Genomic DNA, 2,937 nt, shown 5'->3' on the forward strand with positions numbered 1-2,937 from the left:
GCGGCACGTCGGTGGTGGTCCCGTCGAGCCGGCTCAGGGGCCGGGGCCGCCTCCGGGGCGGACGGCGCGAACGGCTCGGTGCGCTCGGGCGGGGCGACCTCGACGTCTCGCGCCGGGCAGGACGACGCGGTGCGGCACGGCGGTCTGCGGCACGTACGCGGGCCGGTAGACGCCGAACGGCGACCCCTTCGCCGGCGTGCCGTCACCGTGAAGCCGGGGTACGACGCCAGCGCGAGCTCGACGACGGCACCGCTGAACGCGCGTCCGACCGGGTCGGGGCTGGGGTCCTTGACCGCGCAGCGCAGCCGGGACGTCGCCGCGGCCTGCGTGGCCGGGTCGCCCTCGGCCGCCCGCTCGAGGTGCCACTCGACGACCTGCGGACGCGGGTCGAGCGCCCCCTCGACCTGCGCCGTCACCCAGTCGACCTTGGCGTCGACGTCCAGCCCGGTCACGAGCATCTCGACGCCGTTGCGGAAGCCGCCGAGCGCGTTGAGGCAGACCTTGGCGTCCGTCGGCGGCAGCGAGCCGTGGGCCCCCGAGACGCGGACGCGGTCGGGCCCGTCCTGCTCGACGACCAGGCGGTCGAGGTGGGTCACGACGTCGGGGTTGGCGTAGGCCGGGCCCTGGACCTCGTAGACGAGCTGGGCCGTGACGGTGTCGACGGTGACCGCGCCGCCGGTGCCGGCGTGCTTGGTGACGACGAACGTGCCGTCGGCCGCGACCTCGGCCAGCGGGAACCCGAGCGGACGCGAGAGGTCGAGCGTCGTGAAGCCGCTGAAGTTGCCGCCCGTGGCCTGCGTGCCGCACTCGATCACGTGCCCGGCGACGACCGCGCCGGCCAGCGCGTCCAGGTCGCCGCGGCCCCAGCCGTGGTGCGCGATCGCCGGACCGACGACGACGGACGCGTCCGTCACCCGTCCGGTGACGACGACGTCCGCCCCGCGACGCAGCGCCTCGGCGATGCCGAACGCGCCCAGGTAGGCGTTGGCGGTGAGGACCGTCCCGAAGCCGAGCTCGTCGGCGCGGGGCAGCAGGTCGTCGCCCTCGACGTGGGCGATCGTGACGTCCAGACCCTGCTCGGCGGCGATGCCCCGCAGCGCGTCGGCCAGCCCGGCCGGGTTGAGCCCGCCGGCGTTGCTGACCACCCGGACACCCTTCTCCTTCGCCAGTGCCAGGGTGTCGCGCATCTGGGCCAGGAACGTCTTGGCGTAGCCCAGGGACGGGTCCTTCATCCGGTCGCGGCCGAGGATGAGCATCGTCAGCTCGGCCAGCCAGTCGCCGGTGAGGTAGTCCAGCTCGCCGCCCTCGAGCATCTCGCGCACGGCCGACAGCCGGTCGCCGTAGAACCCGGACGCGTTGCCGATGCGCACCGGTGCGGTGCGCTCGCTCATGCCCGACCTCCCCGCGGCTTCGGGTCGTTGCCGGGGGCGCCGGCGAACGCCTGCACGATCGTCAGCCACTGCGCGGCGTGGACGCCCTCCGCGCGCACGTCCACGTCGTCCGGGTGACGGCGCCGCGTGGCGAGCAGCGCGAAGTCGTGGGCGTCGCCGGTGACCCGCTGGGTCGCCCAGGTCGGTCCCCACGTCCACGTCTCGCCGGACGGGGACCGCAGCTCGACCCGCACGTCCTCGTCCGGCACCGGCAGGCCCCGGACCCCGTAGGCGAAGGGCCGGGTCCGGATGCCGAGGTGGGCGACGTGGCGGACGCTGTCGCGGCGCGGGTAGGGGTGCCCGAGCGCCTCGGCGACGTCGTGCGCGTGGGCCCACGTCTCCATGAAGCGGGCGGTGGCCATCGACGCGGCGCCCATCGGCGGGCCGAACCAGGGCACCTTGGTGCCGTCGGGCACGCCACGCAGGGCGGAGGCGAGCATGCGGCGCCCCGAGCGCCACCGCTCGAGCAGGTCGGCCGGGTCGAGCGCGGCCAGCCGGTCGGCCTCGCGGTCGACGAAGTCGTCGGCCTGCTCGGCGGCGGCGCGCAGGGTGCGTCCGAACGCGTCCGGGTCGATGACGGCGTCCAGCGACATGGCGTCGGTCCAGTGCAGGTGCGCCACCTGGTGCGCGACCGTCCAGCCCTCGGGCGTGGTGACGGTGGCCCAGCCGGCGGCGTCGAGGTCGGCGACCCAGCCGTCGAGCAGCGCGCTCTCGGCCTCCAGGTCGGTCAGGACGGTGTCCAGGGCGCTGCTCGTCATGCTCGCTCCAGCCGTGCGTCGAGGGTGTCGGCCCAGGCGTCGAGGATGACCGCCCGCCGCTTGGAGTCGTCGTTGAGCGTCTCGGCCAGGCCCAGCCCGCGGAGCAGGTCGAGCGTCGCCTGGACGTGGGCGCGGTTCTCGCCGAGCGACTCGTCGACGCCGAGCAGCTCGCAGGCGTAGGCGTGGGCCTCACGGCCGATGCGCCGCTCCAGCGGGGCGACCGAGGCGCGCAGCTCGTCGTCCGTGCGCGCCGCGACCCACAGCTCCAGGGCCGCGGTGAAGACCGGCGAGGTGAAGTGCGCGCTGAGGATCTCCAGCACCGCCCGCGTCCGTCCCTCGCGCGGCAGGTCGTCGGCGGCCCGGGTCATCTCGTCGCGGCGGCGCTGGGTGAGGTGCTCCACAGAGGCGAGGACGAGGTCGAGCTTGGCCGGGAAGTGGTGCAGCTGCGCCCCGCGGGAGACGCCCGCCCGCCGCGAGACGACCGTCGTCGTCGTGCGCGACCAGCCGAGCTCGGCGAGGCACTCGATGGTGGCCTCCATGAGCCGCTCGCGCATGGCGCGCGTGCGCTCGGCCTGCGGGGTGCGCACGCGGGTCGGTGTGGTCACGGCCACACCGTGGCACGGTCTTCAACAAACAGTCAACCCTGCTTGTAAGTTTCGTCCGAGCAGGCGCAGGACGTCCGCCGGGTCGCCCAGCACGTGGTCGGCCGGCTCGTCGGGCTCGAGCAGGTGCCCCCAGGACGGCGGCGG

General features: G+C 75.2%; 3 protein-coding genes. All 3 read right to left on the reverse strand.

The genetic code is table 11. The annotated features are described in order from the left end of the window. The coding region (locus AC2W7G_RS12750; protein ID WP_485868769.1) for an acyclic terpene utilization AtuA family protein at positions 1 to 1,391 on the reverse strand (1,391 nt) is incomplete at its 3' end. Further along, positions 1,388 to 2,188: a TIGR03084 family metal-binding protein gene (locus tag AC2W7G_RS12755; RefSeq protein WP_485868770.1), complete on the reverse strand. Its 801-nt coding sequence runs from the start codon at positions 2,186 to 2,188 to the stop codon at positions 1,388 to 1,390. The genes AC2W7G_RS12750 and AC2W7G_RS12755, both read right to left, overlap by 4 nt. Continuing rightward, positions 2,185 to 2,793, reverse strand: a complete 609-nt coding sequence (locus AC2W7G_RS12760) for a TetR/AcrR family transcriptional regulator (protein ID WP_485868771.1) — start codon at positions 2,791 to 2,793, stop codon at positions 2,185 to 2,187. The genes AC2W7G_RS12755 and AC2W7G_RS12760 overlap by 4 nt, the downstream gene beginning before the upstream one ends. Between the last annotated feature and the right edge of the window lie 144 nt (positions 2,794 to 2,937).

It is taken from the genome of Aeromicrobium sp. PFPM2_SD2 (genome assembly GCF_057364525.1).

Excerpts from the sequence above, each read along its gene's own strand:
- AC2W7G_RS12755 (WP_485868770.1), bottom strand. The coding sequence starts at position 2,188 with ATGACGAGCAGCGCCCTGGACACCGTCCTGACCGACCTGGAGGCCGAG.